The following is a 4,497-nucleotide window of genomic DNA, read 5'->3' as shown; positions in this document are numbered from 1 at the left end:
TCCCCTCTGGGTTCAGCAGCAGGCCACCGACCATCCCGGTATCCGGATCCGATTCATGCACTTGGACCAGCCGCTCCACGCAGCCGGCCTCAAGCAGACAGTCTGGGTTCAGAAACATCAGATAGTGTCCACATGACCAATTCAGACCAATGTTGCAGGCTGCCGCAAAACCAAGATTCTCCTGATTACGGATCAGCTTGAGGCGTGATTCGTTGGGGAATCGTTCGCTGAGAAGAATCAGACTGTTGTCTGATGAGGCATTGTCAACCACGATGATCTCCTCGACCTGCCCTAGACTGGTGGCGACACAGCCAGCCAGCATCGGCCCTGCGTCGTGGTTGACTATGATCAGCGAGACTGGTGGCAGATCCATGCCACATTCTGCCCTTCGCAGCTCTGGAGAATCAGCCATCTTCAGCGCAGCGGCAGCAGGCGCTTGTTCAATGCGTACCAGATTTCGCCGACTGAGGCCACCCGCCCCGCCTGGACCAGCCGGCGTTTGCGCCAGATCCCAGGCAGGCCTTTGATAGCATCCCATTTGGCACGTAGCACCAGCCGCCCCTGGCCACGCAGGGCAAACAGCAGAATCGCAGCCAGGTTCATTGACAGATGCAGAGGCAACAACAGCCAGAAAAGCGGGTCAGGCATGTTCTTCACGAACGCCCAGACCAAATTGCGCTGCCCATGATAGACGGCAAAGTCACTCCGTTCCCCCCCAGTTGTGGCCGAACCCACATGATGGGCCACGGCATCGGGCACAAGCATACAACGGTAACCGGCAAGTCTGAAGCGGAAGCCGAGATCCACATCCTCCACGTAACAGAAGAAATCCTCGTCGAAAAGCCCAACCCGCTGCAACGCCTCGGTGCGATAGAGGGCGGCAGCAGCACAGGGACTGAAGATCTCCTGCTCACTGGCTGGACGAGATGTCCGGGATTTACCATGCGCATCGCGCCAGACCCGACCGCTGATGTGGTAGACATCACCCAGGCCATCCCAAGTATCCGGACTGTCCGCCATTACCAGACTGGAAGCAAGCGCGGCGGCTTCCGGGTGGCGCTCCGCGGCAGCCAGCATCTGCAGCAACCAGTTTGGTTCGAGGTAGGCATCCGGGTTGATGAGGGCGACGCAGTCGCAGTCCGTCAGGGTTTGCAGAGCCGCATTGTTGCCACCGGCGAAGCCTTGGTTGGTTGGGAGCTGGACAAACTCGACACGACCTTCCCACCCCAATACAAACGCTTTGTCATGCATGGTACTGGCGTTATCAACGACAATGATTTTTTTGAAGGCTTGTGCTTGATCGCAGAGAGCCTCCAGACAGCACGCCAACTGATCCCATGAATTCCAATTGACAACCAGTGCCGCAACATTGTTGCGCATTGAACCACCTCCATAAAGGGTTCTATTAGTAGGTCGAACACACCGTAATCACCGACCTTCACCACCACATTCGCCTACCACTGGCCAGGCCCAGACAGAAGCCTCGCGATTGTTCCGCAGATTTAGGTACAATAGTGATTCAAACAGCCTATTCGGCACCCAACAACCATAGAGGTAGCAAGCGGCAACACCCTTTGACATCATACCACTGTCATACAGGCCTACCGAAAGCACATCTCACCAAAAAGCATAGCGCCGCACTCTACCGGCACAGCCTCACCAGAGTAATCAAACAGAGCTTACTGACACCTCCTCTCCTGTGATCCAGCTCAAAACTAAGAACCTCACATACTAAACCCGTTGAACTTTCCCAAAATAAGCCATTGGTGCCCTTACAAGCTGACAGTAGTCACATCATCGTCATGGAATCAAAACTATCAGTCGCACAATCTGCCAAAAACAAACTACCCTCACCCGAGCACGTTTTCGAATGGCCCCGCCAAGCGATGAGGGAAAAAAATTGGTCGGAGGCTACCCAACGCTGGGCGGTGCTTCGAAAAGCTTATCCCAAACATCCCGCCAGCTGGTTTCAGGGCGCCATAGCCCATATCGAGGCCGGAGAATTCAACGAAGCCGAAATACTGCTATCCCACGCAAAAAAAGAGTTCTCAAACCATCCCAACTCCTTGATAGCATTCGCTGCTCTTGCCATGCGCAGGCAAGAATGGCAGGAAGCCGAAGCTTTGTTGAAACAAGCTCGCGAAAAACACCCCGACAACCTACAGGCATGGATAAAATCCGCTCAATGTGCCGAGGAATGTGGCAAGCTAGAGCAGGCAAGCTCACTCTATCAAAGAGCCTGCCAATGTGCTCCAAGCCAACCCGGCCCCCTCATTCAATATGCTGAGCTAGCAATGCGCTTGGGCCAGTGGGAGACAGCCAAAAATCGTTGGGCCATGCTACGTGAACTCTTTCCGAATTTGCCCGTAGGTTATCTGCGCGCCGCCGAAGCCGCACGCCAACTTGGCCAATACAAAGAGGCACGGCAACTGCTTTTGCTTCATCAATACGGTACCGAGATTCTCGACAACGGGTCCGCACATCCTGCCCCAGCAAAACAAGGGCACTCTTCAGCAGGTATTGCCAGACTACTTGAACTAATTTGGGTCAAGGCCTTATTCAATCTCCGCTCCGAAGTTCACCGCAATTACCTCAGCTATGGCTGGTGGATATTGGAACCACTTTTGCACATGCTTATATATTACGTAGTGTTCGGGATTTTACTACAGCGCGGCGGCGAAGGCTTTACCACCTTTCTCCTAACTGGTTTGATTCCCTGGATGTGGTTCATGAAGGCCGTCAGTGGAAGCAGCAACAGTATATTGGCGGGTCAAAATCTCATGTTACAGGTTGGCCTTCCATCCGTAGTATTCCCGCTGATCAGCCTGTTACAGGCCAGCCTCAAGCAGATCCCAGTATTTATACTGCTTCTCGGTTTTGTATGGCTGCAAGGGCACCCACCAAATATAAATTGGTGGTTGTTGCTGCCCGTCATTATTGTTCAAGCACTGATAACTACGACCTTTGCTTGCGCAGTCGCGGCAGTCATCCCATTTGCCCGTGATCTTGCTTATCTGGTACCGACTGGACTTACGTTCCTTATGTTTCTCTCCGGCATCTTCTACGACTACCGAAGCATCTCACCAGAATGGCAGGGGCTGTTCCTTCTCAACCCTGTTGCCTTCCTACTCAAGAGCTACCGCGAAATTCTCATAGATGGAATAATGCCGAATATTTTTACACTTATATGCTGGGGACTGGGTAGTTTGGTAACCGGCTTATTCCTGATTTTCGCCTATAAACGACTGCGCTATATCTATCCGCGGATAGTTATGGAATAACACAACTGATGAAACCGCTTATCTCACTACAAGATGTTGGCGTACGCTACAAGCGTAGCGGCAACGTATTCCGCCAAAAGAGCTATTTTGAAGCATTAAAGTCAATAAACCTCGACATTTACCCGGGCGAAACGCTCGGGATTCTCGGCCGCAACGGTGCGGGCAAATCCACTTTACTGAAAATCATCTCTGGCATCATCCAACCGGATCATGGAAGGATAATTAATCGAGGTGCATCTGTCTCGCTTCTCGCGCTGCAAGCGGGCTTCGATGCAAACCTTAGTGGTCGTGATAACGCGATTCTCAGCGGTATGCTACAGGGCTATTCACGGCGCGCAGTTGAAGCACGACTGGGTGAAATACAGGAATATTCCGAACTAGAGAACTTTTTCTTTGAGCCAGTGAGAACTTATTCAACCGGCATGCGTGCACGTCTGGGGTTTTCAGTAACCACCATTATATGCCCAGATGTGATGTTGATTGATGAGGTATTAGGGGTTGGTGATCAACATTTTAGACAGAAAGCGGAACGCACGATGGTCGCCAAGCTTCACTCGCAACAGACCGTGGTATTAGTGTCACATTCCCACCAGCAGATTGCCCGATTATGCGAAAGAGCTGTTCTGATTCACGATGGTGTAAGTTATACAACCGGCGAACCACACGAAGTGCTGAAGATCTATGAAGAAAAGCTAGCTACAAGTTAGCGTGACATCCCATTAACTGGCGTACCCAGTAAATGCCCGTGGCTCGCCAGCACCTTAGCTATTGCGAGTTCTTGTAAACCTCCCGCAGATTAGTGCCTGTGTAATTTAGAGATTTCCGGGTAGTGAGTAAGTCGGCATTCGACCGGTGACATCTTTCCCAATGACTGATGAGGCCTGTTTGCATGTACTCAGAAAACCATTGCTCGGTGATTTCTCTGATCTCTGACAGGCGGCGAAAATTATACATATTCAGCACCTCAGTGCGATACGTACGGTTGAATTGCTCGATGAACGAGTTTTGAGTTGGCTTATCTGGCTGGATGAATTCCAGTTTTACTTTATGTTCTTCAGCCCATTCGGCTAGGCGTACTGAGATAAATTCAGGGCCGTTATCCAGCCGCAATTGGGCTGGATACCCTCGGATCGCGGCGATGCGGTCGAGCACCTGCACGACACGATGGGCAGGCAAATTCAGATCCACCTCAATGGCTAAGGCCTCACGATTGAAG

At 51.8% G+C, this 4,497-nt stretch carries 4 protein-coding genes and 1 pseudogene; 2 read left to right on the top strand and 3 right to left on the bottom strand.

What is annotated here, in order from left to right:
* A partial coding sequence (locus RIFP1SYM_RS15895; RefSeq protein ID WP_039960818.1) for a glycosyltransferase occupies positions 1-373 on the bottom strand: 373 nt, incomplete at its 3' end.
* Between the two features lie 41 nt (positions 374-414).
* Positions 415-1,380: a glycosyltransferase family 2 protein gene (locus RIFP1SYM_RS15890; RefSeq protein ID WP_005966751.1), complete on the bottom strand. Its 966-nt coding sequence runs from the start codon at positions 1,378-1,380 to the stop codon at positions 415-417.
* A 422-nt stretch (positions 1,381-1,802) separates the two neighbouring features.
* Between RIFP1SYM_RS15890 and RIFP1SYM_RS15885 the strand changes: the two genes are divergently transcribed.
* Together RIFP1SYM_RS15885 and RIFP1SYM_RS15880 are read left to right on the top strand one after the other, a co-directional pair.
* Entirely contained in the window at positions 1,803-3,281 is a 1,479-nt protein-coding gene (locus RIFP1SYM_RS15885; RefSeq protein WP_240992153.1) for a tetratricopeptide repeat protein, read from the top strand.
* 8 nt (positions 3,282-3,289) lie between these two features.
* A complete protein-coding gene (locus tag RIFP1SYM_RS15880; protein ID WP_005966746.1) occupies positions 3,290-3,988 on the top strand; it encodes an ABC transporter ATP-binding protein in 699 nt (232 codons plus the stop codon).
* 89 nt (positions 3,989-4,077) lie between these two features.
* Here RIFP1SYM_RS15880 and RIFP1SYM_RS15875 read toward each other — a convergent pair.
* Positions 4,078-4,497: pseudogene (locus RIFP1SYM_RS15875) on the bottom strand (integrase core domain-containing protein); the annotation flags it as partial.

The organism is endosymbiont of Riftia pachyptila (vent Ph05) (genome assembly GCF_000224455.1).
Classification (GTDB): Bacteria; Pseudomonadota; Gammaproteobacteria; order Chromatiales; family Chromatiaceae; genus Endoriftia; species Endoriftia persephonae.
Note: the sequence above shows the minus strand (reverse complement) of the source record. Positions and strands in the feature narration are given on the sequence as shown.

Coding starts and splice junctions, on each gene's coding strand:
- RIFP1SYM_RS15885 (WP_240992153.1), top strand. CDS start 1,803: ATGGAATCAAAACTATCAGTCGCACAATCTGCCAAAAACAAACTACCC.
- RIFP1SYM_RS15880 (WP_005966746.1), top strand. CDS start 3,290: ATGAAACCGCTTATCTCACTACAAGATGTTGGCGTACGCTACAAGCGT.
- RIFP1SYM_RS15890 (WP_005966751.1), bottom strand. CDS start 1,380: ATGCGCAACAATGTTGCGGCACTGGTTGTCAATTGGAATTCATGGGAT.